Source organism: Bibersteinia trehalosi USDA-ARS-USMARC-188 (assembly GCF_000521725.1).
Classification (GTDB): domain Bacteria; phylum Pseudomonadota; class Gammaproteobacteria; order Enterobacterales; family Pasteurellaceae; genus Bibersteinia; species Bibersteinia trehalosi.
Genome location: NZ_CP006954.1, coordinates 1,312,723 through 1,338,873, shown reverse-complemented (window position 1 = coordinate 1,338,873; position 26,151 = coordinate 1,312,723). Strand labels below are relative to the sequence as shown.

Below are 26,151 nucleotides of genomic sequence, written 5' to 3'. Positions count from 1 at the left end.
TAATTTTTGGCAAAACTTTTGCAAAGTAATGTCAGTTTATCGCTTCTCTATAAAAGGGAATAAAAATGAAAAATTTAAAAGGTATCTTCAGTGCTTTATTGGTTTCTTTTAATGAAGATGGTTCAATAAATGAGCAAGGGTTGCGTCAAATTATTCGTTACAATATTGATAAAATGAAAGTCGATGGTTTGTATGTTGGTGGCTCTACTGGCGAAAATTTTATGCTCTCGACTGAAGAGAAAAAGGCGATTTTCCGTATTGCCAAAGATGAAGCGAAAGATCAAATCGCCCTTATTGCTCAAGTAGGTAGTGTCAATTTAAAAGAGGCGGTTGAATTAGGTAAATATGCCACAGAATTGGGCTATGATAGTTTGTCGGCGGTGACGCCCTTCTATTACAAATTTAGCTTTCCGGAAATTAAAAACTTCTATGAGACAATCATTCGTGAAACTGGCAATAAAATGATTGTTTACTCTATTCCATTTTTAACAGGTGTAAATATTGGCGTGAGTCAATTTGCGGAATTATTTGAAAATCCGAATATTATTGGCGTGAAATTTACGGCAGGCGATTTCTATTTATTAGAAAGATTACGTAAAGCTTTCCCAACGCATTTAATTTATGCAGGCTTTGACGAAATGATGTTACCTGCTGCAGTATTAGGCGTTGATGGTGCAATTGGTTCGACTTTTAATGTGAATGGTATTCGTGCGAGACAGATTTTTGAGCTAGCGCAGCAGGGTAAAATTAAAGAAGCTCTGGCTATTCAAAATGTTACCAATGATTTAATTGAAGGCATTCTTGGTAATGGTTTATACCAAACTATCAAAGGATTATTAGAAGAGGAAGGTATTCAGGCTGGTTATTGTCGAGAGCCGATGACAAAAGCATTAAGCGAGACACAAAAAGCTGTAGTGAAAGAGTTAAAAGCGAAATACCTTTCATAAGGTAGAAAATTACTGAATTGCTTGGCGATTTCCTCCTTTATTTTGCTGAAAAATAAAGCGGCTGTAGGTAAATATCAAAAATCTACTTGCAACTAAAAAATGAAATCGTTAGTATGCTTACTATTAGAGCAAATTCCGCATCAATGCGGAATTTTATTTTGGACAGAATATAGAATTAAGAGAGAATAATGTTAATTAATTTACTTACTGGAATTTATCTCTTTGTTGCCATCATTCTTGTATGGTTTGTATTAATGCAGCAAGGCAAAGGCGCAGATGCTGGAGCATCTTTTGGTGCTGGCGCAGCAGGCACAGTGTTTGGTTCAGCAGGTTCTGCGAATTTCTTATCAAGAACGACTGCTATCTTGGCTGTCATTTTCTTTGCTATTAGCCTAGTGATTGGTAACTTAACTTCGAATAATGAAGCGCCGACCAGCCAATTTGAAGATCTAAGTGGTGTAGAGCAGAAGCAAGAAGTTCTTCCTAACGAGAATAGCGATATCCCACAATAAGTTAATATTTTTGCGCTCTGGTGGTGGAATTGGTAGACACGCTGTCTTCAGGTGGCAGTGTCTTCGGATGTGCGAGTTCGAGTCTCGCCCAGAGCACCAAATAAGCAGAACCCGACATTATGTCGGGTTTTTGTTACAAGTTTGTAAAAAATGAAAGAAAATCAACCGCTTGCTGAGCCTCAAAAAGCGGATTGGCTTGCCGATCTTGCTCTCGCTTTTAATGATCCCGTCTCATTACTTCATTATTTAGAATTGCCTGTTGCTGAATTTGAACAAGCTATTCAAGCTCGTAAACTATTTGCTTTACGCGTGCCACGCCCTTTTGCGGCAAAAATGCAAAAAGGCAATCGCAATGATCCGCTTTTTTTACAGGCGATGTCACAGGAAAATGAATTTTTAGCCGTTGAAGGTTTTTGCAAAGATCCTCTTGAAGAACAGCATTCTCCTGCGCCTAATATTTTGCATAAATATCATAATCGATTGCTATTTATGCTGAAAAATAGTTGCGCAATTAACTGCCGTTACTGTTTCCGACGCCATTTTCCTTACCATGAAGTGAAAAGCGGTAAGGTGAGCTGGCAACAGAGCTTGGCCTATATTTCTGCGCATACTGAAGTGGACGAAGTGATCTTATCGGGGGGAGATCCATTAATGGCGAAAGACCATGAAATGGATTGGCTTTTAACTGAGTTAGAGCAAATTCCGCATATTCGAACTTTGCGTATTCATAGCCGTTTACCAGTCGTGATTCCAAATCGAATTACTGAGCAATTGTGTGAGCGTCTCCAACGTAGCCATTTAAAAATTGTACTTGTTAATCACATTAACCATGCAAATGAAATAGATGCTTTTTTCGCAGAAAAAATGCAGAAGTTGAAACAATCAGGTGTGATTTTACTGAATCAGTCGGTGTTATTAAAAGGGGTTAATGATAGCGCTCAAAGCTTAAAGCTGTTAAGTGATAGGCTATTTGATTGCGGAATTTTACCCTATTATTTGCATTTACTTGATAAAGTAGAAGGGGCTGCACATTTTTATCTGGATGATAAAACCGCGCAGGAGATTTACACTGAATTACAGCGAATTAGTTCAGGATACCTAGTCCCTAAATTGGTGCGAGAAATCGCACATGAGCCAAATAAGACATTGTTGGGACGTTAAAAAATACCCCTGATTTAAATCAGGGGTGGTGAATATTTAACGCTGGATTGGAGTCACCTTCGCTTTTTGCACTTTACGATAAGCATTAAGCAATTTTTGGTGGGCAGGCATATTATTTAGACTTTCATCCGAACCTTGTAAACCGTGGAATGGATTTCCGCCTTGTACAGCATTCCAAGCAAATTCCACGGCTTCTTTGCCATACATTTTCTCAAATACTGCGCGATATTGTGCTGGTTCTCTGGTGTCGTCAAGGAATAACTCGATACTGTTGATTAAACAACGGTAGTAGTTATTTCGTTCAGGTGTAAAGACACTTGCGTTCATATTGGCGGTCCATGTTGCCCAATCAAGCGCCTCTTCTAAATTACCAGAAGCAAGATGCAACATAGATTTTAATTCACCAATACGTAGTGTTTGCAGCGCAGAACCTTTTTCTGCCACAATACCAAGAAATTCGCGTACACGCGTCATATCATCAATGCTCTGTTCATCTAATTCGTCAAGCAGCTCTTGGTAAGTTTCTTTGTCATGATGGAAATAAGGTAAATCAAGCAAAATTTCACGCCAACCCATTCCCATATTATTATTAGCGTAAATTAAGTCATCTGATGGGTAGATATTTGACATGCCAGGTGCAAGAATACGGCAAGCATATACGCCGAGATGTTCGTAATCCATAATATAGATCTCTTGCTCTAGCTCATTGAAAATTGCCATTAATTTGGCAAATTCTTGCTCTGTTGTGCCAGAGAAATCCCAGTGAACGAAAGGATAATCAGCATCTTTTTTGAATAAATCCCATGAAATTAGACCGCTTGAATCAATGAAGTGAGTTTCAATATTTGCGTGATCGGCCACTTCATCATTGTTAAATGATGGTGGTGCGAAGACATCTAAATCTTTTAGACCTCGACCTTGCAATAATTCAGTCACTGTGCGCTCAAATGCGACTTGGAAATTTGGATGAGCACCAAATGAAGCAAAACAAGTACCATTACTTGGATTTAGCAAGATTACGCAGATAACAGGATATTTACCGCCAAGAGATGCATCATAACAAAGAATAGGGAATCCTTCTTTTTCTAGCGTCTCAATTGCCTCTTTAATGCTAGGGTAACCATCAATCACGGCTTGTGGGATTTCAGGAAGGCTGATTGCTTCGGTAACAATGCGATGTTTAATCGCTCGTTCAAAGATTTCGGACAAAGCTTGTACTCGAGCTTCATTTTTAGTGTTACCAGCCGACATTCCATTTGATACAAATAGATTTGCGATGATACTTTGTGGGATATATACCGTTTCACCATCTGACTGACGAGTGTAAGGTAGCGCTACTATGCCGCGGTCAGGATTACCAGATTGGAGATCAATCAGCAACTCTGGGGTTAAATCGCCATACGGGTCAAAATAAGAGAGCAGATGTGAATCTAATATGCCTTCAGGTAAATTTTCATCGTCTTTAATTTCGAACCATTTTTCATTCGGATAGTGAACAAAATCACTGTCTGCCATCTCTTTGCCAAGGTAGAAATCAGCCCAGAAATAGTTGGTAGAAAGACGCTCAAAATACTCACCTAGTGCTGAAGCTAATGCCGCTTTCTTGGTTGCACCTTTCCCATTAGTAAAGCATTGAGGGCAATCCTTATCACGGATATGCACTGACCAAACATGAGGTACAGGGTTTAGCCAAGAGGCTTCTTCAATCTCAAAGCCGAGTTGTTTAAGTTTAGTTTGAAATTTTTCGATGCTCACTTCAAGGGCTGCATCCTTGCCCGTAATAAAGGTTTGTTCGAACATGGTTGTTCTCCGTGAATAAAAACGGCGTGCAGACTATCAAATTATTGCAGGAAATCAAAGCCTGCCGATGAGAAAATTAAGCGGAAATTTTTTGCATTTAGATTTGATCTAAATCATAAAAATAAGCCGATTATTTTTGAGAATTGCTTATTGACAAAAAAATTCTACTGCAAAAGCAATTAATTGCTAACTTTTTAACGTATTTTTAATCGATTTTCAACAATTGATCTTAAGGCAGAACCCGATATAGTAACTAATACGTTTAACTCACCGATGATAAATAGGAAGGTAAATGAGTACATTTTTTGTAATCAAACGAGATGGGGCGCGAGCAACGTTTGAAATTCAGCGTATTGTTAATGCAATAAAAAGAGCTGCGCAGTCCGTGGATATTCAAGATGAGCGTTATTATCATCAAGTTGGGCAGCAAGTGTGTAACGACATTTTTAGCCAGTATGAGCACGAAGTAGATATTAGTCAAATTCAGCGTATTGTTGAAGACCGCCTAATGGCAAGCGCGTATCCGCAAGTTGCTCGTGCCTATATTGAGTATCGGCATGATCGTGATTTAGCACGTGAAAAACGTAGTCGTTTAACAAGAGAAATTGAAGGTTTAATTGAACAGAGCAATGTAGAACTACTGAATGAGAATGCGAATAAAGACGCAAAGGTTATACCAACACAGCGAGATCTATTAGCTGGCATTGTGGCAAAACATTATGCCAAAAATTATTTGCTGCCAGCGGATGTTGTAGCTGCACATGAAAGGGGAGAAATCCACTATCATGATTTAGACTACGCGCCATTTTTCCCAATGTTTAATTGTATGCTAGTCGATCTCAACGGCATGCTAACTCAGGGGTTTAAAATGGGGAATGCGGAAATTGAACCGCCAAAATCCATTGGTACCGCCACCGCAGTAACAGCACAAATTATTGCACAGGTAGCAAGCCATATTTATGGAGGCACAACGATTAATCGAATTGATGAAATCCTCGCGCCTTATGTTCAGCTAAGCTATGAAAAACATTTAAAAACGGCAGAGCAATGGCACATTCCTAACCCGTTACAATATGCTCAGGCCTTGATTGAAAAAGAGTGTTTTGATGCCTTTCAATCACTTGAATATGAAGTAAATACATTACATACCGCTAATGGGCAAACTCCATTTGTCACCTTTGGCTTTGGTTTAGGTACGAGCTGGCAAGAGCGTCTTATCCAGCAGTCTATTTTAAGAAATCGTATCCGAGGTTTGGGCAAAAACCATAAAACCCCTGTTTTCCCGAAATTAGTATTTACAATTAAAAAGGGCGTTAATCAAGCGAAAGGTGACCCCAATTACGACATTAAACAGCTGGCGTTAGAATGTGCTTCTAAACGGATGTACCCAGATATTTTGAATTACGATCAAGTAGTGAAGGTGACAGGTTCTTTTAAAGCACCAATGGGCTGTCGTAGTTTCTTAGGTGCGTATGAATATAACGGAGAGCTACAGCATGACGGACGTAATAATTTAGGTGTGGTTAGTTTAAATCTACCGCGAATAGCTCTTGAAGCTAAAGGTTCTGAAAGTGAATTTTATCGTCTTTTAGATGAGCGTTTAGCAATAGCTAAAAAAGCGTTAATGACCCGCATTGCTCGATTAGAAAACACAAAAGCACGAGTTGCGCCGATTTTATATATGGAAGGCGCTTGTGGGGTTCGCTTAAAATCAGATGATAATATTGCGGAAATCTTTAAAAATGGGCGAGCTTCTATCTCCTTAGGTTATATTGGTATTTATGAAACAGTGAATGCGCTTTATCAGCAAGGACACATTTATGATAGCGCAGAATTACGCCAAAAAGGTATTGATATTGTGATGTATCTCGCGCAGGCTGTGCAACAATGGAAAGCTGAAACAGGATATGCATTCAGCCTTTATTCTACGCCGAGCGAAAATTTATGTGATCGTTTTTGTCGCTTAGATACCAAAGCTTTTGGCGTGATTGATGGTGTTACGGATAAAGGCTATTATACGAATAGTTATCATCTTGATGTAGAGAAAAAGGTAAATCCTTACGATAAAATTGATTTTGAAATGCCTTATCCACCGTTAGCTAGTGGGGGATTTATCTGTTACGGTGAATATCCGAATATTCAACATAATCTTAAAGCATTGGAAGATGTTTGGGACTATAGCTATGAACGGGTTCCTTATTATGGTACGAATACTCCGATTGATGAATGCTATGAATGCGGTTTTACCGGTGAATTTGAGTGTACCAGTAAGGGCTTTAGTTGCCCTAAATGTGGTAATCACGATAGTGAGAAAGTTTCGGTAACTCGCCGTGTTTGTGGTTATCTTGGTAGCCCAGATGCACGTCCATTTAATGCAGGTAAGCAAGAAGAAGTGAAGCGGCGAGTAAAACATTTATAACCGTCTAGTAATATGAATTATCTTCAATACTATCCTGTCGATGTGGTAAATGGTGAAGGTACTCGCTGTACCTTGTTTGTTAGCGGCTGTACCCATTATTGTAAAGGTTGTTACAATCAAAAAAGTTGGTCATTTGATGCTGGTGTTCCTTTTGATAAAGCAATGGAAGAACAAATTCTAGCAGATTTAAAAGATACCCGCATAAAGCGGCAAGGGCTGAGTTTAAGTGGTGGAGATCCTCTTCACCCGCGTAATGTAGAAACTTTGCTGCCATTGGTACAGCGGATTAAGCGAGAGTGCCCAGATAAAGATATTTGGCTGTGGACAGGGTATACGCTTGCCGAGTTAAATAATGTGCAACGGGCAATGTTACCTTATATTGATGTGCTGATTGATGGCAAATTTATTCAAGCGCAAGCTGATCCCGCTTTACTTTGGCGAGGCTCAGCAAATCAAGTAATTTATCGTTTTTCAGCGGATGAGATTTCTTGATTAAATTCAGGTTTTGTAAAAATTTTACTAAAAACAAGCGCTTGTAGTGCTAAAATTAGAACATGTCCGACAAGTTTAAGTAAAGCGATAAAAAATGGATTGTACAGAGTTATTAGTGAATGTAACGCCAAGTGAAACACGCGTAGCATTATTAGAAAATGGTTTGTTAAAAGAATTACATATTGAGCGAGAAGCAAAAAGAGGGATTGTAGGTAATATTTATAAAGGCCGTGTTACCCGAGTATTGCCAGGTATGCAGTCGGCATTTGTGGATATAGGGTTAGATAAAGCTGCCTTTTTACATGCCTCAGATATTGTTTCGCATACTGAATGTGTCGATGAAAATGAGAAAAAACAATTCATTGTAAAAAACATCAGTGAATTAGTACGGGAAGGGCAGGATATAGTTGTACAAGTGGTTAAAGATCCATTAGGGACAAAAGGTGCGAGATTAACTACTGATATTACATTGCCTTCTCGTTATTTAGTTTTTATGCCAGAAAATAGCCATGTTGGCGTTTCTCAGCGTATTGAAAGTGAAGATGAGCGGGTACGCTTAAAAAGCCTAGTTGAGCCATATTGTGATGAACTAGGTGGTTTTATTGTACGTACTGCAGCTGAGGACGTTAGTGAAGAGAGTTTACAACAGGATGCCAATTTTCTGAAACGACTATGGCGTAAGGTATTAGAGCGCAAAGAGAAATATCCCGCAAAATCTATGCTATACGGGGAATTAGCATTGGCACAACGGATTTTGCGTGATTTTGTCGGCACAAGGATTAATGCTGTACAGATTGACTCGAAAAATACTTGTGAAAAAGTAAAAGAGTTTCTGGCTGAATTTATGCCCGAATTAACGGAAAGTGTTAATCACTATACGGGGGCTCAACCACTTTTTGATGCTTATCGAATTGAAGAAGGGATTCAAAAGGCGCTTGATAAACGTGTTGATTTGAAATCAGGTGGATATTTGATTATTGAACAAACTGAAGCCATGACGACCATCGATATCAATACAGGGGCGTTTGTTGGGCATCGAAATCTTGCTCATACCATTTTTAATACCAATATTGAAGCAACACAGGCAATTGCTCAGCAACTCCAATTACGGAATTTAGGTGGCATTATCATTATTGATTTTATTGATATGCAAGAAGAAGAACATCGCCAAAGGGTATTAGAGTCCTTGCAGCAAGCACTAAAAGGTGATCGTGTAAAAACGAATGTGAATGGATTTACACAGTTAGGACTAGTTGAAATGACGCGTAAGCGTACGCGGGAAAGTTTAGAACGTGTTTTGTGCTGTGACTGTGAATCATGTAAAGGTAGAGGTACGATAAAAACAGTAGAAACAGTCTGTTATGAAATTTTGCGAGAAATTGTACGTGTACACCATTTATATAAAGCAGATCGTTACGTTGTGTATGCTTCGCATTTAGTCGCTGATTACTTGATTAATGAAGAATCCCATGCTCGGCTTGCAGAATTAGAGGTCTTCATTGGGCGCAAAGTAGAGATTAAAACGGAACCTTATTATCATCAGGATCAATTTGATGTTGTTGTAATGTAAGCGGTTGTTTTTTATCAAAAGTTTGCAAAATATAAATAACAGCATAAAAAAACATCAAAATGATGATAAATTTCTTGCAAAATATAGGGGGGGGCTTAGAATGCCCCCCGTCTTTCATTGTTTAGAAAGATTTAACCATGTTGGAATCCTCCAACCCTTTCTTTCATCATTTAGGAGAAACTGAAATGAAAAAATGGGCTGTAGCTTTATCAAGCGTAGCAATGTTTGGTGCAACAAATGCGTTAGCAAATGAGACTGTTCACCTTTACACTTGGACAGAATATGTGCCAGAAGGCTTATTAGAGCAATTTACTAAAGATACAGGTATCAAGGTTGAGGTTTCAACACTTGAATCAAATGAAACAATGTATGCTAAGTTAAAAATCCAAGGGAAAGATGGTGGTTATGATGTGATTGCACCAACCAACTACTTCGTGTCTAAAATGGCGCGTGAAGGTATGTTAATGGAGCTTGATCATAGTAAATTACCAGTGATTGCTGAACTTGATAAAGATTGGTTAGACAAGGATTATGACAAAGGCAATAAATACTCCTTACCGCAATTGTTAGGCGCGCCGGGTATTGCATTTAATACGGATTCCTATAAAGGGGAGCAATTTACCGCTTGGGGTGATCTTTGGAAAGAAGACTTTAAGGGTAAAGTACAATTATTAGATGATGCTCGCGAAGTATTTAATATCGCTCTATTAAAATTAGGTAAAAGCCCAAATACTCAAGATCCAGCAGAAATCAAAGCGGCTTATGAAGAATTGTTAAAATTACGTCCAAACGTATTATCATTTAACTCCGATAATCCTGCTAGCTCGTTTATTGCAGGTGAAGTTGAAGTGGGACAACTGTGGAATGGTTCTGTTCGTATTGCGAAGAAAGAGCAGGCAGCAGTAGATATGGTGTTTCCAAAAGAAGGTCCTGTGTTATGGGTGGATAACTTAGCGATTCCATCAAATGCAAAAAATCCTGAAGCAGCTCATAAGTTAATTAACTACTTATTAAGTGCGCCAGTTGCAGAGAAATTAACTCTTGAGATTGGTTATCCAACTTCTAACGTCAAAGCATTAGAAGTATTGCCAGAAGAGATCACTAAAGATCCAGCAATTTACCCAACCTCAGAAGTATTACAAAATAGCCAATGGCAAGATGATGTTGGTGATGCAATTGAGCTCTATGAAAAATACTATCAAGAGTTAAAAGCAGCACAATAATTTCATGCTGAATAAATAAAAAGACTCTTATTGATCTGCACCCCAAAAGTTGGACGAAACAACCAACAGATTAAGGTGCAGATTTTTTATGGCTAATACAAATAGTCTATTTTCCTCTATTCAAAATATTTAGGAGGCGGAGAGATGAAAAGAAAGAGAACTCTACAGAGCTTGAAACCTTTGTATAGTCTGAATGAATCTATTCAGTTGAAATAAAGGACTCAGCCCTATATATACAGAGCTCAGTCCTTAAATTCGTTTACTTATAATCGCTTTTCTTTTTTAGGATCAATGCCAGCCATTATGTCGTTTACGACGAGGCAGAATGGAAGGAAGAATTAACCCAAGTATTAATCCAATACCGAGAACAGAACCACCATAAATAAAATATTGGATCATAATTTCTCGTGCTTCCGCATTTTGTAATGCTTCGAGATCTCGGTTTTTGTTTTTCAGAATATCAAGCTCCCGTTTAAGCAGAGCATTTTGTTCAAGCAGTTCGCTACTTTGTTGATCAGCTTGTTGTGCGCGGCGTTGCATTTCAACGGTACGTTGTTGCCACTCTTTATCAATATTGTTTAATTTTAAGGTTAATTCTTGCACTTGCTGCTGCAGCTGTGGTGTTAATATTTTAGAACTGGGTGTATTACTGATTTCAGCAGTTAATATCCAGCCTTCGCGATTACGACTATCTCTTATTAATGTGTAACGCTCTTTTCGATCTAATACTGTTACTTTATCGCCAGCAGCAATTGTACCTGCAATTTTAAATTGATCACCAGGCCCTTTACGTAGGTAAGTATTTAAGTTTTCTGTGACATATTGAGTTTGTGCATTTGCTGAGAAAGAGAGGCTGAATAGTAATGTTGCTATGGCTGTAGAGATTTTCTGCATACTGACATAATCCTGTAAAGCGAAGGGAAGGCCTAAGACTTGATTTATTATCAAACCTTAGAGCTTCCTAGTAGATTTAATTAAAGAAAAATAAGTTTAAGAATATAGTAAATAATAATAGCGAGAATAGCACCAGCAGGTAGAGTGATCACCCAAGAAGCAACAATATTACGGATTACGCCTAAATTTAATGCTGCAATCCCTCGGGCAAAACCAACGCCTAGCACAGCTCCAACAAGCGTTTGTGTCGTAGAAATTGGCAAGCCGGTACCGGATGCCAAAACCACTGTAATTGAACAAGCAAACTGAGCAGCAAAACCACGGCTAGGGGTGAGATCCGTAATCCCTGTGCCAATCGTTCCCATTACTTTATGCCCCATAATCGCAAGTCCTGTTGCAATCCCGATAGCACCTAATGGAAGCACCCAAGGTGCCATAATGGTTTTTCCTTCAATCACACCGCCATTATCAACAATAGATACTACGGCAGCTAAAGGCCCAATAGCATTTGCAACATCATTTGAGCCATGCGCAAAAGCCATAGCACAGGCGGTAATGATCATCAAAATGCTAAATACCCGTTCAACACCACTAAATCCTTTTGATTGCAGATTAGCTTGGAATGATTTTGTTTTTAAATAAAAGACACAAGCAATTGCCGAAACCAAAGCTAATAGCGCTGCAAGTAATGCGGTTTCTTTGCCTGAGAGGTTTAGGCCAACATGCTTTAATCCTTTATCTAAAGTAACAATACAAATAATAAAGACAGTTAAAGCTGTATAGTAGGGGGCATATTTTTTCGCATTTTTAAGTGGTTTATCGGTATCAAAAATTAACTTCTGGGTAGAGATAAAAATACCAAAAGCAATGATGCCAGCAATAAATGGCGTAATAAACCAGCTTCCTACAATGCCACTGAACTCAGACCAACGAACAGCTTCCATACCTACCGTGATACAAGCAAAGCCTACGATTGCACCAATAATCGTATGTGTAGTGGATACCGGCCAGCCCATTTGTGAAGCGAGAACCAGCCATACGCCCGCAGCAAATAATGCTGACATCATGCCCAAAGTAAGTATTTCTGGATGCCCTAAAAACGCATCAGAGGCAATCACACCACTTTTAATTGTTTCTGCAACCTCTCCACCAGCGAGATAAGCCCCACAAAATTCAAATACTAAGGCAATATACACGGCTTGTTTCGCTGTAATTGTGCCAGAACCCACAGAAGTTCCCATAGCATTTGCAACATCGTTAGCACCAATACCAAATGCCATGATAAAGCCGAAAATTGCCGTAATAATTACCAGAATAAATCCGTAATTATGAATCAAGTCCATAAGTCCCCCTATTATGAACGAGCTAACATTAATTCAATGCGAGAGCCAATGCGTTGCGCTTGATCAGCTAAAACACCAACCCATTCAATAATTTTGTATAAAATCATAATATCAATAGGATTATGCTGATCTTCAATACTGAAAATTGCTTTACGTAGCATAATTTGTAACTGATCGGTATCGTCCTCGATAGTATCGAGTTCGGTAATCATTGTATTTACAAAATTTAACTCGCGACCACGGAAACCTGTTTCAAGTAAGTGATCCATTTCACTAATCACCTTCCCGACTTGAACAGTCGCATCTAAGCTACGAGAAAGGAAATGCATAAAAGTTGCTTGGGTTTCAGTAGGAATAATGAGTTGGCGGCCGATAATTCGGCCAGAAATATCTTTAGAAAAGTTGGCAAGTTTGTCGAGTTGAGTAACCAGCTCTAAGAGATCTGAACGATCAACGGGCATAAATAAGCCGCGAGGTGATTTTAGACGGATTTCACGTTTGAGTAAGTCGGCACGGTGTTCTAAATCAGTAATTTGGCGACGAATTTCCTCTGCCTTTTCCCAGTCTTGCTCAAAGCTAGCTTGAAAAAAAGGCACTAATAGCCCACAACACTCCGTAACTTTTTTGGCATGTTTCTGTAACGGTTTCAAAGGGGATTGGGCGAATAAACCCAAAATATTATTCATTGCCATCGCAATGTTCTCCGTAAGTTTTTAAATATTCATGTTTGCTCTAGACAAAACGCCCCACATTTTACTTTATGTTTTAGGGAAGATCACGGATTAAAATTTACAAGCGGTTAAAAACTGAAAGAAATTTACAAAATCTCGTGAGGGCTATTATAAATCAATACGTTAGCGCGATTTTAAATTTACAATGGGGCGGAGAAGTATTATCATTCAAAACATTTTTATTCTACAACGGTTATTTTTATTAGAGGGTAGGTATGCAAAACCTAGAAAATCTTGTTTCACAGGCATTAGAAGCTGTGGCAAGTGCAAATGATATTGCAGCGATTGAAGCGTTGCGTGTGGAGTATTTTGGTAAGAAAGGACATTTCACTGCGTTAATGCAAGGCTTGCGCGATGTACCTGCGGACGAACGTCCAGTGGTTGGCGCAAAAATCAATGAAGCCAAACAACAAGCACAAGATGCGTTTAATGCGAAAAAAGAGCAGCTTGAAACGGCTGAATTAAATGCAAAATTGGCATCAGAAAGCATTGATGTGTCTTTACCAGGGCGTAAAACCGAATTAGGTGGTTTACACCCAGTGTCTATTACGATTGAGCGTGTGGTAAAATTCTTTTCTGAATTAGGTTTTACCGTAGAAAAAGGTCCAGAAGTAGAAACCGATTACTATAATTTTGATGCACTTAACATTCCAGCACATCACCCAGCTCGTGCGGATCACGATACTTTCTGGTTTGATGCGGAACGTTTATTGCGCACACAAACCTCTGGTGTGCAAATCCGTACAATGGAAAAAATGCAACCGCCTATCCGTATTATGGCACCAGGTCGTGTATATCGTAACGATTATGATCAGACCCATACGCCAATGTTCCATCAAATTGAGCTTCTTTATGTGGATAAAAAAGCGAATTTCACTGAGTTGAAAGGTTTACTCCACGATTTCTTGCGTGCGTTCTTTGAAGAAGATTTACAAGTGCGTTTCCGCCCGTCTTATTTCCCATTCACTGAGCCGAGTGCTGAAGTAGACGTGATGGGCAAAAATGGCAAATGGTTAGAAGTGTTAGGTTGCGGTATGGTTCACCCAAATGTGTTACGCAATGTGGGCATTGATCCAAATGAATACAGCGGTTTTGCGGTGGGTATGGGCGTTGAGCGTTTAACCATGCTTCGCTATAACGTGACTGACTTGCGTTCATTCTTTGAGAATGATCTGCGTTTCTTAAAACAGTTTAAGTAATGTAAGCTCCCCTCTTTAGCAAAGAGGGGCTGGGGGAGATTTGGCAGAAGTGATAAACGGAGAAAATAAGTGAATAAGGCAAAAGAATATGAACATTATTCACACTCTCACTTCGCAAATTTCTCCTGTCAAATCTCCCTTAACCCCTCTTTGCTAAAGAGGGGAACAATATAAGAAGGAAAATAAACAATGAAATTCAATGAATCTTGGTTGCGTGAGTGGGTAAATCCTGCAATTAGCACAGAGCAACTCTGCGACCAAATTACGATGTTAGGTTTAGAAGTAGACGGTGTTGAGCCAGTTGCTGGTGAGTTTAGTGGTGTAGTTGTGGGTGAAGTGGTGGAATGTGCCCAACACCCCGATGCGGATAAATTGCGTGTGACCAAAGTCAATGTTGGCGGTGATCGCTTATTAGACATTGTGTGCGGTGCACCAAATTGCCGTCAAGGGTTAAAAGTCGCTTGTGCGGTTGATGGAGCAGTATTACCGGGTAATTTTAAAATTAAGAAAACGAAATTACGTGGTCAGCCATCAGAAGGTATGCTTTGTTCTTATTCTGAATTAGGCATTAAAGAAGATCATAGCGGTATTATTGAATTGCCAGCTGATGCTCCAATTGGTAAAGATTTTCGTGATTATTTAAATTTAAATGATCAAACGATTGAAATCAGTTTAACGCCAAACCGTGCGGACTGTTTAAGCATTGCAGGGATTGCTCGTGAGGTGGGGGTAATTAACCAAGCGGAAGTGAAAGCACCTGAAATTCAACCAGTGCCTGCAACCATTAGCGATAAAGTGGCGGTGAAATTAGACGCACCGGAAGCTTGCCCTCGCTATTTGGCACGTGTGATTAAAAATGTAAACGTGAAAGCACAATCACCATTGTGGTTACAAGAAAAACTGCGCCGTTGTGGTATCCGTTCTATTGATCCTATCGTGGATATTACCAATCTTTCTTTATTAGAACTTGGTCAGCCAATGCACGCTTTTGATGCGGCGAAAATTAGTGGTGCAATTCAAGTGCGTATGGCTCGTCAAGATGAAGAGTTAGTATTACTTGATGGCACAACCGCAAAATTAAAAGAAAATACATTAGTCATTGCTGATGAGAAAGGTGCATTAGCCATGGCAGGAATTTTCGGCGGTGAGCATAGCGGTGTATCTGAAACAACAACCGATGTGATTTTTGAAAGTGCATTCTTTGCGCCGCTTGCGATTGCAGGCCGTGCAAGACAATATGGTTTGCATACAGACGCATCGCACCGTTTTGAGCGTGGTGTTGATCCTGAACTAGCTCGCAATGCAATGGAACGAGCAACGGCGTTGCTCTTAGAAATTTGTGGCGGTGAAGCAGGGGAAATTGTAGAAGCGGTCAATAGCGAATTTTTACCAAAATCACACCGCTTGCAATTACGCCGTGAAAAATTAGATAACTTACTCGGTCATCATATTCCAACCAATACGGTAACAGACATTTTCACTCGTCTTGGTTTCCAACCAGAATATGCTGATGGTGTGTGGACGGTGCAATCTCCAAGCTGGCGTTTTGATATTGAGATTGAAGAAGACTTGATTGAAGAAGCGGCGCGTATTTATGGCTATAACAGCATTCCAAATAAGGCACCGCTTGCTCACTTGCAAATGAAAGGTGTGCCAGAGAAAATTTTGGAAGCACTGCGTGTACGTACCGCATTAGTGGATAGCGATTATCAAGAAGTGATTACGTATAGTTTCGTTGATCCAAAAGTGCAACAATTATTGCACCCTGAGCAAGAAGCATTGATTCTGCCAAATCCAATTTCTAGCGAAATGTCGGCAATGCGTGTTTCGCTTTTAACAGGTTTATTAAATACCGTTGCTTATAACCAAAATCGCCAACAAAATCGCATTCGTATTTTTGAAACAGGTTTACGCTTTATCCCTGATGCCAATGCAGAAAGTGGTGTTCGCCAAGAAATGGTCTTTGGAGCTGTGATTGTCGGTGATAAACGTCCAACCCATTGGGAAAATAAAGGTGAAAATGTTGATTTCTTTGATTTGAAAGGGGATTTAGAACGTATTCTTTCACTCACCAAAGCACGCAATGATGTGCAATTTGTGGCGAAACAATTCCCTGCATTACACCCTGGGCAATCTGCGGCAATTATGCTTGATGGTAAAGAGATCGGCTTTATCGGTACAATTCACCCGAAAGTAGTACAACAATTAGGCTTATCAGGTAAACCCGTTGCTTTTGAATTGCTTGCTGAAGCGATTGCTGAACGCCCAATTCCAGCAGCAAAAGAGATTTCTCGCTTCCCTGCGAATAAGCGTGATATTGCCGTTGTGGTTGAGCAAAATGTGCCGGCGGGTGAGGTGTTAGCGGCATGCCAGCAAGCAGGAGGTAATAAACTGGTTAATGTGACCCTGTTTGATGTGTATCAAGGCGCTAATTTACCGGAAGGTAAGAAAAGTTTAGCGATAAGCTTAACAATTCAAGATACGGAAAAAACGTTGGAAGAAGAAGAAATTAATGCGGTAATGCAAAATGTGATTAGCGCATTAGGGGAAAAATTCCAAGCAACATTAAGAGATTAAGGCGGTTACTATGGCACTTACCAAAATTGAGATGGCAGACAATCTGATGGAAAAATGCGGATTGGATAAGCGTGAAGCAAAGCAGTTTGTTGAGCTTTTTTTTGAAGAAATTCGTTTATGTCTAGAGCGTGGCGAAGAGGTCAAACTCTCTGGTTTTGGTAATTTTTCTGTCCGTGATAAAAAAGCAAGGCCGGGTAGAAACCCGAAAACTGGTGAAAGTGTAGCTGTTTCAGCTCGTCGAGTTGTTGTGTTTAAAGCTGGACAGAAAATGCGTGATCGCGTTGAAAATGCGAAAGTAACAGCTTAATTAACAAATAGATATGGCATTCCGTTGCTCGGAATGCCTTTTTTGTGAGATTGTATGTGGAAATTAACTAAAAAAAGCATTGGTATTGCCTCATTACTTGGTTGTACACTCATTTTAACGGCTTGTGCAGGCTCATCGACATCTTATTCAAAGCATAAGAATGCACCTTTTAGCAGCGAAGCACGGCAGGCTAAATCACAATATAAGGCGAGCCTTTCCGACCCGATTATGGCAATTAGCCGTTTGAGTGAACATCAACAAGAATGGAAAGGAACACGCTATCGTTTAGGTGGGACAACAAAACGAGGTGTTGATTGTTCCGGTTTTACGCAGCTGACTTATCGGGAATTGTTTGGTATTAATCTGCCAAGAATGACGGTTGATCAGGCTAAAGCGGGTAGAAAAATCGCTAAAAGCCAATTACGTACAGGCGATTTGGTCTTTTTTAACACAGGAAGAGGCCCAAATGGCAAGCATGTAGGGATTTACGTGAAAGGAGATCAATTTTTACATGCCTCCACCAAAGGGGGGGTTATTTACTCTAGCTTGAATTCACCTTATTGGTCAAAAGCTTTCTGGCAGGCTCGTCGGTTGTAATTTTGAGAACTAGATCACAAAGTTAATAAAAAATCGTTAGATTTCAATGAAATGGTTTGATAATCAAGGTAATTTAACGTAATCTTGTGCCCAACAAAACAAGTGTTGTATCAAACAACCGTTTCATAAATTTGCTTTCCGAGTAGCCACTGATACAGTGGCTTTTTTTCTGCTTGATACAAGCGCTCCATTTCGCAATAAAATTTACAAATTATTTTTCGATGAATTGATTACTGTGTTGAATTAATTGCAAGAATAGCGCTAATGGTGGTCGTGATCCTTGAAGTTTCTCACCATTTTGATCGTAATGCTCAAAATCACCTTTTGCATCAACATGGAATTGTTCGCCATCCGGCATAATTGCCACATTCCGTTTATAGTTTGAGCTAAGTAGCCATTTACGCTCATTCGGCTGAGTGAGATCAATCCCTTGTGAATAGTCACTGATTGGTGAGCTCACGCCAAAGAATTGTCTGAGAATGGTTGGAAGGATATCTAAATGGCTAGTCATTGCCGTATAGCGGCTCGCTTCGCCTTGCCAATACATGAGCATAGGAACTTGGATACGTTTTTTATCAAACATATTCGGTAAGCTTTCAAAGCTCGCGAGATCCGCGGTAATGACTACTAAAGTACGAGAGAGCAGAGAGTGTTGCTCTAATGCTTGCCAAATTTGTGCAATTTGATTATCTAATGTTGGTAATGGCACCAGCGCATCTAATTCTAAATAGCTAAAGAAAGGCTGCTCAGCGCGATTTTCTAGCCACTGTTGCCACTGCGCAATACTTTGCTGATTACCTTGGGTTTGAGGGAGAGAAAAATCTTTAAATAAAGCACGTTGATAGATAGGCTCAGCAAAACCATTGTGTGAAAATAAACCAAATTGATAATGCGCTTTTTCTAAGCTTGTCACTAGCGCAGAAGGCTCCTGTTCATTCAAAATAGCATCAACATATCGCCCGCTAATACCATAAAATAGGCCAGCAATACTCGCAGTAATATTATCACCGCTGCTGTAATGTTGCATAAAACGACGTGATTTTGCTGCAATATTTGACAGATGAGGCATTTGCGCTGTTTGAATAGCCTCATTCGACAGACCAGAGAGATTAATAAATAAGAGATTTATTGGCGCAGGTACATTTTGGTAGCGTAATGTATGGCGCGGATAGTTGAGGTAGAACGTATCTGGACGACCTTGCTCTTCGAGTTTCTGTTCAAAGCTGACACGATCAAGTAAGTTGTGTCGTTCAAGAAAACTACGCGCAGTCATTGGATAGGAAAGCGGATAATTCGCTTTTTGTGCCGTAATAGGGCGATAAAGCATCAAATCTGCACTAGCGTATAACAGGTGAGTAGCACTGAAACAGCTTAAGAAAAATAGCGCAACATATTTGCCCCAACGTTGGCGACTTAAGCTACGCAATTTTTGCCAAGACCAGCGGGAGAATAACATTTCAGCCAAAAAAATGAGAGGCATTGGCACGAAAAGCAATTGCCATTTGCGAGAAAGCTCGGCTTCATCTGGGTTAATTAATAAATCCCAAACTAATGGCGATAAATGCAAAAAGAAACGCTTGAAAACCTCAGTGTCTAACAACAAAAATGCCATTCCTACTGTTGCGATTAATACCGAAATAGAACGATAAGTTTTGCTATTTTTAATCACAAAACTGAGTGGAAAAAGCAATAAAAGATAGATTGCAAAGACTACAAAGCTGAAGTGGCCAAATAAGCTTACAAAAAAGTAGAGTTTACCCGCTAAAGTATTTGGCCAGTCACTATTGAATGCATAACGACTGGCAATAATTAAAGCAATGATAATGTTAAACAGCGCAAACCAATGCCCCCAAGTAATGCGTTGTGAGATTTCCTCGCGGTATTGGCGTGAGTTTTCTGGCAATAGCTGGTGCAGGCGGTTTAACATAGATGCTTTATTTCAATGAATTTTTTAATGCAGAGGCAAAACTGTCCGCAACTACGTGACGTTGAGCCTCGGTTTGAAAATTGTTTTTTAAAATATTAGTGACAAGGTTACCCAGTGCCATTAAAGAGAGATCCGCAGGAGCTTTGTGTTTTTCTAAGGCGATAATGAGATCATTCACTAGCGCATCTAGTTGTACGTCTTGGTATTTTGATTTGATAGCCATATGTATTTTCCATAAAAATTGAGTCGTCATACTAGCACAAAACCACCATGCAAGCGGTGGTTTTTGCACAAAAATTTGCAAAATAGTGAAAGTATGGTGGTTAAAGTTGCTCGTTTTTTGCTTGTTCGATTTGAGTAGCAATTTCATCGGCTTCTGTCATCAGTTTTGCAATGGCATTGCGGTATGTTATTTCAAGGCTTTCTCGGCTAGTGGCGATAACACCCTGATCATGTAAGAAACCATCATTTACATCATAAACCCAACCATGTAGAGAGAGCGTTTTCCCTCGCTCCCAAGCTGATTTTACGATGGACGAACGTCCGAGGTTATAGACTTGTTCTGCGACATTTAATCGTGCCAACATATCGGCACGACGTTCACTTGGTATTTTACCGATAAGATGGCTATGTTTAAATAGCAGATCCCGAATGTGTAATAGCCAGTTACTAATTAACCCGTGATCTTTTGTGCCAATTGCAGCTTTAATTCCGCCGCAATTGGTATGTCCGCAAATAATAATATGTTCAATATCTAGTACATCGACCGCATATTGCACAACGGATAAGCAATTAAGATCAGTATGAATAACCAAATTCGCAACATTACGATGGACAAATAATTCCCCCGGCTCTAGGCCTGTTAGCTTTTCTGCAGGTACACGACTATCGGAACAGCCAATCCATAAATAAGTAGGGTTCTGGTGTTCAGCGAGCTGCTTGAAAAAATCGGATTGCTCATCTTTCATCTGGGTTGCCCAGGCATGATTATTGGCAAACAAACGTTCAATTTTTTTCATTTATTATTTCTCTGAATTTCAACGGCGGGGGATTCTAACAGAAATAGATGAGGATGAAAAATGATGCCCCTTACGGGGCATTGTTTATTCAGGAAGGATAATAAGTTTGGTTACGCTTGCTCCTTTATCACTATCTACAAACTCAATTTGTACTTTTTGCCCCATTTTCAGTGTACGGTAGCCTTCACCTTCTATCGCACTAAAATGAACAAAAATATCACCATCAAAACTGTCACAGGTTACAAAACCAAAGCCTTTAGCATTATTAAACCATTTGACACACGCTTGCTCCATTCTCTTCTCCTGATTTGCTATGTAAGTCACCATATCTTAGAGTAAAACAAAATTGGCTCAACTAGCAAAATCAAAAATTTCGAAGCAGATCACAAAATTTAGAAGATTTGTGTTTCTAAACGTAATGCTCCTTTTTCCACCACAATCGCTTTACCGAATTTTTTGATTAATGCTTCTTTGGTTTTGTTTTCATCAAGAGTATAAACAGGCGTGTTATTTAAAACATGGGCAATACCATCGGCAAGAAAAGGTAGAAACATTTGCAATTCATGACGATATTTATCGTGATCTGCATGCCAACTTAATAGGCGCACATCCTTTAAGTAAATCGCCCCTTCTTCTGCTTGATAATAAGGCACAGTATCAAGATTTAGCTGTAGTTGAATCGCATATTTTTTGCCACGAGCAGTCAGTTGGCTGTCAATGATGCCTGTCAGTTCTACACGTTGAGCAGCATTTTGTCCAATTTGAGTGCTCAAATTATGTAAATGATAATTTAACTGAAACAAGCCGGGTACACCGACTTTATCTTGCAATGGCACTTTTTCAGTAAGATGGGTAGCGAGATATTGATTAATTTCTTTTTCACTAATACTGAGCAGTGAAGCATGTAAATTGGGTGCAAGTAGCAGTAAGCAGAACAAGGTTATGCGGGATAACGCTTTCATAAATATCTCCTTTTCAGTAAAATGGCTAAATCATACGATGGCACAATAATAGTTTGATTTTAAGGAATTAGAAATGAAAAAACTGATTTTTTGTGTGCTCGCATTATCGTTAGTGGCTTGTAGCGTTGGCGGTAATGTGAGTGCAGGTGGCGGCTCAAATGGAGTTGGAATGGGCTTTGGTATTGGTACGGGATTCCGTTTTTAAGAACTTTTAAGTTAAGTGCTGTCAAAGGCGAGTATCTCATTTATACATAGGAATGCATAACAAGATGAAACAGTTAATGAAAAAATCACTGCTTGGGGTTAGTTTGCTTTGTGCAACGCAATTGGCTTTTGCTGATGCAGCCGCGGTAGCTGAGCTACAAAAACGTTTAGAACTTGCCAGTCAATACAGTGCAGATTTTGACCAAACTGTGCGCTCAAATAAAGGGAAAGAGATTCAGAAGGGGAAAGGCAAATTTTATGTAAAACGCCCAAATTTATTCCGTATGGATACCCAAAGCCCACAGGAAAATTTGATTGTCTCTGATGGTCAAACACTATGGTTCTTTGACCCTTTTGTGTCACAAGCAACTGCGAGTTGGGTGAAAGATGCGGTAAACGATACGCCTTTTGTGTTGCTCACCAGTAATGAAAAAAATCATTGGGATCAATATGATGTGACACAGAGTATGGACAGCTTTGTGCTTAAACCGAAATCGAAAAAGAGTAGTATCAAACAATTTGATATACGAATCGACAATAATGGCTTGTTAAAAGGGTTTAGCACGATTGAACGGGATGGACAAAGTAATTTATATGTGTTGCGTAATATTTCAACTGCAAATGTGGCAAATGATCTATTTAAATTTAATCTGCCAAAAGGGGCAGAGCTAGACGACCAACGTAATGGCAAAAGTAAGAAAGCCAAGAAATAACAGCAACAAGCGGTCTCATTTTTACATAATTTTGTAAATTATGTTGTGTTTTTGACCGCTTGTGCTTTTAGGATTTTAAGCATAAATCACTATGAAAGCACTTTTTAATCAACGTGATCCGCAAGAGTGGCAACAATTTATTAGTTTGCTCACCCAAGCGGTACATGAAAATAAAACGGAAGCGTTACTTGCCATGTTATTAACCGCTGATGAACGCACTTCTCTCGGGCTTCGGGTGCAAATTACGCGTGAATTGTTGAATAACCAACATTCACAGCGAGAAATTCAACAGAGGCTAAACACCAGTGCTGCAACGATAACACGTGGTTCAAATATGCTGAAAACAGTTGAACCAGAAATTTTAAGCTGGGTAAGCGATAAATTGAATGGCAAAGCGTAAAACAAAAAGAAAGGCAAAACGCCGTTCTTGGTTGGGAACGATGCTACGTTTTTTCTTACCGGAACCCTTATCTTCCTTGAAAGAATGGATCTGGTTTTTCTTTAGCCGAGTCGGGTTACCGATTGCGGCTTTTTATCTTTCTCTCACGCTGATTTTTTCAGTCGTTCCTGTGCCGTTTTCAGCCTATATGGCACAGAAAAAAATAGAAAGTCTCTGGCAAGCACAGCCATACCACCTTCACTATCAGTGGGTAAGTTTAGATAAAATCTCGTGGCAGATGCAAATGGCAGCAATTGCAGCGGAAGACCAGAAATTTGATAGTCATTTTGGCCTCGATCTTTATGCGATCCAGCAAGCGCTAAAACGCAATGCCAGAACGGATAAAAAAGCGATGGGCGCTTCTACTATTAGTCAGCAAACGGTAAAAAATCTCTATTTATGGCATGGTACAAGCTGGGTGCGTAAAGGGCTAGAAGTGCCATTAACCTTACTAGCGGAAAGCATCTGGAGTAAAAAACGGGTACTTGAAATTTACCTCAATATTGCAGAATTTGGGACGGGTATTTTTGGTGTAGAGGCTGCAGCACAGCACTACTTTAAAAAATCGGCGAGTAAATTAACACTGCAAGAAAGTGCTTTGCTAGCCGCTTCATTGCCAAATCCGTTGATTTATCGCGTGAAAACACCGAGTAAAACGATGACTCACCGACAGCAATGGATTATACGCCAAGTGCAAAATCTTGGTGGAAGGCAGTATTTAAATAAATTGTAGGAAGATAATGCGATTATTACAACTTTGCCGAGAACCTCGCCTGTATAGTTGTCAGCGATTAACACAAGCGGCTGAAAAAGCGGGATATGCGATGGATATTCTTGATCCGAATCGTTTTCTGCTAAAAATTACCCAAGGGCGTCTGCAAGCCTACTATCAAACTTGTGAACCTTTTCAAAAAATACGTGAAGTACCGCAGCCAATTGCTGAATATGTAGGGGTTATAGGGCGTTTTGGCAGCTCAAGTACCGAGCAAGGTTGCCGCGTTTTATTACATTTTGAGCGACAGCAGATTGCTTGCCTCAATCGCGCAAATGCGTTTGCTATGGCACGGGATAAATGGCTGAGTCTGCAAACCTTGGCCAGTGCAGGCATTGCTGTACCAGATAGTTTGATTGCGGGAGATTTATTAAAAGGCGCGGATCTTAGCGTACAATTACCAGCACCAATGGTGATTAAAACGCTTATCGGCTCTCAAGGTGTAGGTGTAATGTTGGCTGAAGGCGAAAAATCTGCTCAGAGTTTATTCGATACGTTAATTGCAAGCAAAGTGGCTAGTCTCGCTCAAGCATTTATTCATGAGGCTCAAGGACATGATATTCGGGCTTTTGTGGTAGGTGGAGAGGTGGTAGCTGCAATGCAACGTATAGGACAGAATGGTGATTTTCGCGCTAATATTCACCAAGGTGGTCGTGCTAGAGCAATAAAATTATCTGTGGAGGAACAAGCTCTCGCGATCAAGGCTGCGAATGTCATAGGGCTAGATGTTGCTGGGGTTGATTTAATTCGCGCGAAACATGGTGTAATGGTGCTTGAGGTGAATGCTTCACCAGGATTGGAGATGATTGAAAAAGTGAGTGGGGTAGATATAGCAGGTAAAATGATAGCCTCTCTACTGGCAAAAAAATCCTGAAAATCAAGCGCTTGCTTATGCCATTTTTAAGCGATAGTACCAATTCATTTGAATTGTCGGCAGAGCCTAGGTTACAATACGCCCTATTTTTGAAACGCCTAAGATAGATTGCATGATGTATAACGAATTGGCACAAACGTTGCCAGAATTAATTGATTGGACGAAAGAACGTGAATTTTCCCTTTCGCTGAGCACAGAACGTTTAGCATTTTTATTAGCAATTTCGCTATATAATAATGAAAGAACGGATGGTGAATTGCTCGAAAGTGATCTGCAGGATCTATTTCGGCATATCTCTAAAGCCTTTGAACAATCTGAAGCAACTCTTGCTCAACGCGCTAATAATGCGATCAATGATTTAGTCAAACAGCGTTTTCTTAACCGCTTTTCCAGTGAATTTACCGAAGGTCTAGCCATTTACCGTCTAACACCACTTGGTGTGGGCGTATCTGATTACTATATTCGCCAACGTGAATTTTCTTCTTTACGCCTCTCTATTCAACTTTCTATTGTTGCAGATGAAATTCAGCGTGCATCGACTTCAGCAGAAGAAGGTGGAGATGAACGTTTCTGGCGCAATCAGGTTTTTGCGCCCTTGAAATACTCGGTGGCTGAAATTTTCGACAGCATTGATCTTTCCCAACGAATGATGGATGAAAACCAGCAACAAATTAGAGAAAGAATCGCCGCACTCCTTAGTCAAAATTGGTTTGAAGCAATTGAAACCTGCCAGCAACTGTTAGATGAAACGTCAGGCAATCTGCGAGAGTTACAAGATACGCTCAATGCTGCAGGAGATAAACTTCAAGCGCAGTTACTTCGTATTCAAAGCTGCTTAATTGCAGAGCAAAATTTAGATTTGGATTTTGTCGATCAGCTAGTGGTTAATTTGCAGAATAAACTTGACCGTATTATCAGTTGGGGGCAGCAAGCGATTGACCTTTGGATCGGCTACGATCGTCATGTGCATAAATTTATTCGTACCGCGATTGATATGGACAAAAATCGGGTATTTGGGCAACGCTTGCGTCAATCGATTCAAGGTTATTTTGATAATCCATGGCTGCTTTATATGGCGAAAGCGGAAAGCTTATTAGATTTGCGCGATGATGAAAGCGAGTTAAACGAGGCGGAAGCAGTGGGTGAACTGCCAAGTGAACTGGAATATGAATCAATGAGCCAAGTACAAGAGCAGATCGAGGCAATTATGCAGGCGCATTTAGCCCCATTCCGAGAGCAGGGTAAACCGATTGATTTAGGTTTGATTTTGCGTGAGCAACTGGCGCTTTACCCTGAGAGTCGTCATTTTGATGTGGCAAGAATTATTGTTGATCAAGCGGTTAAGTTAGGTATGGCAAGTCTTGATAGCCAAGCAGTTTATCCAGAATGGCAGACAATTAACCAAACTGGCGCAGAAGTGCAGGCCAATGTAATTGACCAATATAAATAATTATAGGGTGCTATTGTTG

General features: G+C 39.9%; 26 protein-coding genes and 1 tRNA gene. 18 read left to right on the top strand and 9 right to left on the bottom strand.

Annotated features, from left to right (window positions below; all coding sequences use genetic code 11):
* Positions 1-65: 65 nt before the first annotated feature.
* From nanA to epmB, 4 genes are all read left to right on the top strand, one after another.
* Positions 66-947 (top strand): N-acetylneuraminate lyase, encoded by an 882-nt coding sequence (gene nanA, locus F542_RS06125; protein ID WP_015432375.1) that lies wholly within the window; start codon positions 66-68, stop codon positions 945-947.
* A gap of 188 nt (positions 948-1,135) precedes the next feature.
* On the top strand, positions 1,136-1,459 hold the full coding sequence (secG, locus tag F542_RS06120) for a preprotein translocase subunit SecG (protein WP_025267114.1): 324 nt from the start codon (positions 1,136-1,138) through the stop codon (positions 1,457-1,459).
* 14 nt (positions 1,460-1,473) lie between these two features.
* Positions 1,474-1,558, top strand: a tRNA-Leu gene (locus tag F542_RS06115).
* A 51-nt stretch (positions 1,559-1,609) separates the two neighbouring features.
* Positions 1,610-2,620, top strand: coding sequence for an EF-P beta-lysylation protein EpmB (gene epmB / locus F542_RS06110; RefSeq protein WP_025267113.1), 1,011 nt, complete (start codon positions 1,610-1,612; stop codon positions 2,618-2,620).
* Between the two features lie 36 nt (positions 2,621-2,656).
* Here epmB and ycaO read toward each other — a convergent pair whose 3' ends face one another.
* The gene (gene ycaO / locus F542_RS06105; protein WP_015432379.1) at positions 2,657-4,420 is read right to left on the bottom strand and encodes a 30S ribosomal protein S12 methylthiotransferase accessory factor YcaO; all 1,764 of its coding nucleotides are present in this window, start codon (positions 4,418-4,420) and stop codon (positions 2,657-2,659) included.
* Positions 4,421-4,712: 292 nt separating this feature from the next.
* Between ycaO and nrdD the strand changes: the two genes are divergently transcribed.
* The 4 genes from nrdD to F542_RS06085 all read left to right on the top strand — a co-directional run bounded on the left by nrdD (position 4,713) and on the right by F542_RS06085 (position 10,124).
* Positions 4,713-6,839 (top strand): anaerobic ribonucleoside-triphosphate reductase, encoded by a 2,127-nt coding sequence (gene nrdD / locus F542_RS06100; RefSeq protein WP_015432380.1) that lies wholly within the window; start codon positions 4,713-4,715, stop codon positions 6,837-6,839.
* Between the two features lie 12 nt (positions 6,840-6,851).
* A complete protein-coding gene (gene nrdG, locus F542_RS06095) occupies positions 6,852-7,331 on the top strand; it encodes an anaerobic ribonucleoside-triphosphate reductase-activating protein (protein ID WP_015432381.1) in 480 nt (159 codons plus the stop codon).
* A gap of 94 nt (positions 7,332-7,425) precedes the next feature.
* Entirely contained in the window at positions 7,426-8,901 is a 1,476-nt protein-coding gene (rng, locus tag F542_RS06090; RefSeq protein WP_015432382.1) for a ribonuclease G, read from the top strand.
* Positions 8,902-9,086: 185 nt separating this feature from the next.
* Positions 9,087-10,124: an extracellular solute-binding protein gene (locus F542_RS06085; protein WP_025267112.1), complete on the top strand. Its 1,038-nt coding sequence runs from the start codon at positions 9,087-9,089 to the stop codon at positions 10,122-10,124.
* Between the two features lie 288 nt (positions 10,125-10,412).
* Here the strand turns inward: F542_RS06085 and F542_RS06080 are convergent, their stop codons facing one another.
* The 3 genes from F542_RS06080 to F542_RS06070 all read right to left on the bottom strand — a co-directional run bounded on the left by F542_RS06080 (position 10,413) and on the right by F542_RS06070 (position 13,053).
* Positions 10,413-11,018, bottom strand: a complete 606-nt coding sequence (locus F542_RS06080) for a TIGR04211 family SH3 domain-containing protein (protein WP_015432384.1) — start codon at positions 11,016-11,018, stop codon at positions 10,413-10,415.
* A gap of 80 nt (positions 11,019-11,098) precedes the next feature.
* The gene (locus F542_RS06075) at positions 11,099-12,361 is read right to left on the bottom strand and encodes an inorganic phosphate transporter (RefSeq protein WP_025267111.1); all 1,263 of its coding nucleotides are present in this window, start codon (positions 12,359-12,361) and stop codon (positions 11,099-11,101) included.
* 11 nt (positions 12,362-12,372) lie between these two features.
* Positions 12,373-13,053, bottom strand: coding sequence for a TIGR00153 family protein (locus tag F542_RS06070; RefSeq protein WP_015432386.1), 681 nt, complete (start codon positions 13,051-13,053; stop codon positions 12,373-12,375).
* 254 nt (positions 13,054-13,307) lie between these two features.
* On the opposite strand from F542_RS06070, the gene pheS reads away from it, so the two are divergent.
* The 4 genes from pheS (at position 13,308) to F542_RS06050 (ending at position 17,772) form a co-directional block, all read left to right on the top strand.
* Positions 13,308-14,291 (top strand): phenylalanine--tRNA ligase subunit alpha, encoded by a 984-nt coding sequence (gene pheS, locus F542_RS06065; RefSeq protein WP_025267110.1) that lies wholly within the window; start codon positions 13,308-13,310, stop codon positions 14,289-14,291.
* Between the two features lie 189 nt (positions 14,292-14,480).
* Complete coding sequence (gene pheT / locus F542_RS06060; protein ID WP_015432388.1) at positions 14,481-16,868, top strand: phenylalanine--tRNA ligase subunit beta; 2,388 nt, start codon at positions 14,481-14,483, stop codon at positions 16,866-16,868.
* A 10-nt stretch (positions 16,869-16,878) separates the two neighbouring features.
* Entirely contained in the window at positions 16,879-17,175 is a 297-nt protein-coding gene (locus F542_RS06055; protein ID WP_015432389.1) for an integration host factor subunit alpha, read from the top strand.
* Between the two features lie 54 nt (positions 17,176-17,229).
* Positions 17,230-17,772, top strand: coding sequence for an NlpC/P60 family protein (locus F542_RS06050; protein WP_015432390.1), 543 nt, complete (start codon positions 17,230-17,232; stop codon positions 17,770-17,772).
* Between the two features lie 211 nt (positions 17,773-17,983).
* Here F542_RS06050 and F542_RS06045 read toward each other — a convergent pair whose 3' ends face one another.
* The 5 genes from F542_RS06045 to F542_RS06025 form a co-directional block, all read right to left on the bottom strand.
* Positions 17,984-19,699, bottom strand: a complete 1,716-nt coding sequence (locus tag F542_RS06045; protein WP_015432391.1) for a DUF3413 domain-containing protein — start codon at positions 19,697-19,699, stop codon at positions 17,984-17,986.
* 7 nt (positions 19,700-19,706) lie between these two features.
* Complete coding sequence (locus F542_RS06040) at positions 19,707-19,922, bottom strand: YejL family protein (protein ID WP_015432392.1); 216 nt, start codon at positions 19,920-19,922, stop codon at positions 19,707-19,709.
* Positions 19,923-20,022: 100 nt separating this feature from the next.
* Positions 20,023-20,718, bottom strand: a complete 696-nt coding sequence (can, locus tag F542_RS06035) for a carbonate dehydratase (protein WP_015432393.1) — start codon at positions 20,716-20,718, stop codon at positions 20,023-20,025.
* An 84-nt stretch (positions 20,719-20,802) separates the two neighbouring features.
* Positions 20,803-21,012: a cold shock domain-containing protein gene (locus tag F542_RS06030; protein ID WP_015432394.1), complete on the bottom strand. Its 210-nt coding sequence runs from the start codon at positions 21,010-21,012 to the stop codon at positions 20,803-20,805.
* Between the two features lie 98 nt (positions 21,013-21,110).
* The gene (locus F542_RS06025; RefSeq protein ID WP_015432395.1) at positions 21,111-21,680 is read right to left on the bottom strand and encodes a DUF1439 domain-containing protein; all 570 of its coding nucleotides are present in this window, start codon (positions 21,678-21,680) and stop codon (positions 21,111-21,113) included.
* Positions 21,681-21,753: 73 nt separating this feature from the next.
* On the opposite strand from F542_RS06025, the gene F542_RS11150 reads away from it, so the two are divergent.
* The 6 genes from F542_RS11150 (at position 21,754) to mukF (ending at position 26,132) form a co-directional block, all read left to right on the top strand.
* Positions 21,754-21,885 (top strand): hypothetical protein, encoded by a 132-nt coding sequence (locus F542_RS11150; protein WP_015432396.1) that lies wholly within the window; start codon positions 21,754-21,756, stop codon positions 21,883-21,885.
* A gap of 64 nt (positions 21,886-21,949) precedes the next feature.
* A complete protein-coding gene (gene lolA, locus F542_RS06020; protein WP_015432397.1) occupies positions 21,950-22,597 on the top strand; it encodes an outer membrane lipoprotein chaperone LolA in 648 nt (215 codons plus the stop codon).
* Between the two features lie 91 nt (positions 22,598-22,688).
* Entirely contained in the window at positions 22,689-22,997 is a 309-nt protein-coding gene (gene trpR / locus F542_RS06015; RefSeq protein WP_015432398.1) for a trp operon repressor, read from the top strand.
* Complete coding sequence (gene mtgA / locus F542_RS06010; RefSeq protein ID WP_015432399.1) at positions 22,984-23,769, top strand: monofunctional biosynthetic peptidoglycan transglycosylase; 786 nt, start codon at positions 22,984-22,986, stop codon at positions 23,767-23,769. Before trpR ends, mtgA begins: the two co-directional genes overlap by 14 nt.
* A 7-nt stretch (positions 23,770-23,776) precedes the next feature.
* Complete coding sequence (locus F542_RS06005; RefSeq protein WP_015432400.1) at positions 23,777-24,682, top strand: ATP-grasp domain-containing protein; 906 nt, start codon at positions 23,777-23,779, stop codon at positions 24,680-24,682.
* A 115-nt stretch (positions 24,683-24,797) separates the two neighbouring features.
* Entirely contained in the window at positions 24,798-26,132 is a 1,335-nt protein-coding gene (gene mukF / locus F542_RS06000) for a chromosome partition protein MukF (protein ID WP_025267109.1), read from the top strand.
* Positions 26,133-26,151: the final 19 nt, after the last annotated feature.

What these genes read in the sequence shown, in the direction of transcription:
- nanA (WP_015432375.1), top strand. Translation starts at nt 66, where the DNA reads ATGAAAAATTTAAAAGGTATCTTCAGTGCTTTATTGGTTTCTTTTAAT.
- secG (WP_025267114.1), top strand. Translation starts at nt 1,136, where the DNA reads ATGTTAATTAATTTACTTACTGGAATTTATCTCTTTGTTGCCATCATT.
- epmB (WP_025267113.1), top strand. Translation starts at nt 1,610, where the DNA reads ATGAAAGAAAATCAACCGCTTGCTGAGCCTCAAAAAGCGGATTGGCTT.
- ycaO (WP_015432379.1), bottom strand. Translation starts at nt 4,420, where the DNA reads ATGTTCGAACAAACCTTTATTACGGGCAAGGATGCAGCCCTTGAAGTG.
- nrdD (WP_015432380.1), top strand. Translation starts at nt 4,713, where the DNA reads ATGAGTACATTTTTTGTAATCAAACGAGATGGGGCGCGAGCAACGTTT.
- nrdG (WP_015432381.1), top strand. Translation starts at nt 6,852, where the DNA reads ATGAATTATCTTCAATACTATCCTGTCGATGTGGTAAATGGTGAAGGT.
- rng (WP_015432382.1), top strand. Translation starts at nt 7,426, where the DNA reads ATGGATTGTACAGAGTTATTAGTGAATGTAACGCCAAGTGAAACACGC.
- F542_RS06085 (WP_025267112.1), top strand. Translation starts at nt 9,087, where the DNA reads ATGAAAAAATGGGCTGTAGCTTTATCAAGCGTAGCAATGTTTGGTGCA.
- F542_RS06080 (WP_015432384.1), bottom strand. Translation starts at nt 11,018, where the DNA reads ATGCAGAAAATCTCTACAGCCATAGCAACATTACTATTCAGCCTCTCT.
- F542_RS06075 (WP_025267111.1), bottom strand. Translation starts at nt 12,361, where the DNA reads ATGGACTTGATTCATAATTACGGATTTATTCTGGTAATTATTACGGCA.
- F542_RS06070 (WP_015432386.1), bottom strand. Translation starts at nt 13,053, where the DNA reads ATGGCAATGAATAATATTTTGGGTTTATTCGCCCAATCCCCTTTGAAA.
- pheS (WP_025267110.1), top strand. Translation starts at nt 13,308, where the DNA reads ATGCAAAACCTAGAAAATCTTGTTTCACAGGCATTAGAAGCTGTGGCA.
- pheT (WP_015432388.1), top strand. Translation starts at nt 14,481, where the DNA reads ATGAAATTCAATGAATCTTGGTTGCGTGAGTGGGTAAATCCTGCAATT.
- F542_RS06055 (WP_015432389.1), top strand. Translation starts at nt 16,879, where the DNA reads ATGGCACTTACCAAAATTGAGATGGCAGACAATCTGATGGAAAAATGC.
- F542_RS06050 (WP_015432390.1), top strand. Translation starts at nt 17,230, where the DNA reads ATGTGGAAATTAACTAAAAAAAGCATTGGTATTGCCTCATTACTTGGT.
- F542_RS06045 (WP_015432391.1), bottom strand. Translation starts at nt 19,699, where the DNA reads ATGTTAAACCGCCTGCACCAGCTATTGCCAGAAAACTCACGCCAATAC.
- F542_RS06040 (WP_015432392.1), bottom strand. Translation starts at nt 19,922, where the DNA reads ATGGCTATCAAATCAAAATACCAAGACGTACAACTAGATGCGCTAGTG.
- can (WP_015432393.1), bottom strand. Translation starts at nt 20,718, where the DNA reads ATGAAAAAAATTGAACGTTTGTTTGCCAATAATCATGCCTGGGCAACC.
- F542_RS06030 (WP_015432394.1), bottom strand. Translation starts at nt 21,012, where the DNA reads ATGGAGCAAGCGTGTGTCAAATGGTTTAATAATGCTAAAGGCTTTGGT.
- F542_RS06025 (WP_015432395.1), bottom strand. Translation starts at nt 21,680, where the DNA reads ATGAAAGCGTTATCCCGCATAACCTTGTTCTGCTTACTGCTACTTGCA.
- F542_RS11150 (WP_015432396.1), top strand. Translation starts at nt 21,754, where the DNA reads ATGAAAAAACTGATTTTTTGTGTGCTCGCATTATCGTTAGTGGCTTGT.
- lolA (WP_015432397.1), top strand. Translation starts at nt 21,950, where the DNA reads ATGAAACAGTTAATGAAAAAATCACTGCTTGGGGTTAGTTTGCTTTGT.
- trpR (WP_015432398.1), top strand. Translation starts at nt 22,689, where the DNA reads ATGAAAGCACTTTTTAATCAACGTGATCCGCAAGAGTGGCAACAATTT.
- mtgA (WP_015432399.1), top strand. Translation starts at nt 22,984, where the DNA reads ATGGCAAAGCGTAAAACAAAAAGAAAGGCAAAACGCCGTTCTTGGTTG.
- F542_RS06005 (WP_015432400.1), top strand. Translation starts at nt 23,777, where the DNA reads ATGCGATTATTACAACTTTGCCGAGAACCTCGCCTGTATAGTTGTCAG.
- mukF (WP_025267109.1), top strand. Translation starts at nt 24,798, where the DNA reads ATGTATAACGAATTGGCACAAACGTTGCCAGAATTAATTGATTGGACG.